The organism is Streptomyces sp. NPDC042336 (assembly GCF_055581985.1).
Genome location: NZ_JBVJEA010000087.1, coordinates 1 through 1,444, shown reverse-complemented (window position 1 = coordinate 1,444; position 1,444 = coordinate 1). Strand labels below are relative to the sequence as shown.

Genomic DNA, 1,444 nt, shown 5'->3' with positions numbered 1-1,444 from the left:
TCCGCCATCCGAGCCCAACGCCCACGCCGCCTCCGCCCAGCGACTCGCTTCTGCGACCCGCACCGCCCTCAAAGCGGTCACCGACGGACGCCTCTTCCGCAGTCCCGACCTGTCGGACGCAGTGGTCCGCCTTGAGCAGCTCGCCTTCCTGAGCAGTGCCTCCGCGGACCAGCAGCTCCCGATGGCACGCACTCTGACCGCCTTGGCACCCGAAGCCGCGATGGGCTGCGCCAACACCCTCGCCTACGAAATCCGACGCCGCCAGGGGACGGCAGCAGGCGACGGTCCGGAGCACACCCTGACCGCCGCTCACCACACCGCCCTGTGGGAGATCGCCTGCGGAAACGTGGTGGTCACCAGCTCCCTGGGACGGCAAAACGTCCACTACCGCGACGAGCGCGTACTCATGGGCACACTGCGGGCGTTGGAGGCAAAGGGGCTCGCGGAGCGCGTTCCGCAGTCCGCGCCTGCCGCCTATGTGGGCGGCCCGCTCCAGGACCGAGTCCGCCTCACTCCCGCCGGCACCACCGCGCTGGCCACAGCCATCAGCAGCCCGCCCACTCGCAGGGCGCCCGGCACGACACCCGCGCCCGCACCCACCGCTGCGAAGACGGCCGCCCACAGCCGTTAACTGACCCATCGGAGCCCACAGCAGCCCATGACCTCGCACAACCGCGCCCAACACCCGGATCCACCCCGCGCCCGGATGGACGGATACGAGGCCCCGCCCGCACGCCTCCCAGACGTCTCCTGCACACCGGCACCGACGCGCTGCACCCGATCAGTCCTGGCCGTACAAGGCCCGGCGGTGAGGCCCTTCGCGCCCCAGGACCGGGTCCTGGTCTCCCCGCGCTATCTGGCGGGAGCGGGCATCGACCGGCTCGCCGATGCGATCGGCCCGCTGATCCACCTCTTCGGCTGGCCGAGCGAGCACGATCGCGCAAGCGGACGCATCAGCATCCACAGCCCCGACGGCAGCCTGTTCGTCAACTTCAACTCCCGGCATACCCACGGCCACTGGTGGTCCCTCGCGCACCACGAGCCGTACTGGGAAGCCCGCTTCACCCGGCAGACCCCGATCGAGGCCATCGCCGCCGTCACCCAGGCTCTGCCCCAGCTGCTCGGCGACGACCGGCACATCGACCGGATCCCGCTCACCACCACCCCCCTCGCACAGATCGCCGAACTGAACCACTGGCACCGCGATAACGGCACGTTCACCTCGCCCGACGGCCACTGCCACCTGCAGCACACTCCGGCGGAAGACACCCCGTGGCACTTCCGGCACCACGTGTACGACGGCTTCGACACCCACTGGGACGCCTCCTTCACCCAGGACACCCCCGAACGGCTCGTCGCCCAGTTCTTCACCCACCTCGCGACGACCACCCCGGTCGAGCGCACCTTCCGTGACGTCCCCTACCTCGTGCAGAACCTGGACGAC

General features: G+C 70.4%; 2 protein-coding genes. Both read left to right on the top strand.

Annotated elements, in window-relative coordinates; translation table 11 throughout:
* Window positions 1-631, top strand: a 631-nt coding sequence (locus ACZ6IM_RS42455) for a hypothetical protein (RefSeq protein ID WP_469564596.1), incomplete at its 5' end; no start/stop codon positions are given.
* 177 nt (window positions 632-808) lie between these two features.
* Window positions 809-1,444: SPDY domain-containing protein (locus tag ACZ6IM_RS42450; protein ID WP_469564593.1), on the top strand; the 636-nt coding region annotated here is incomplete at its 3' end.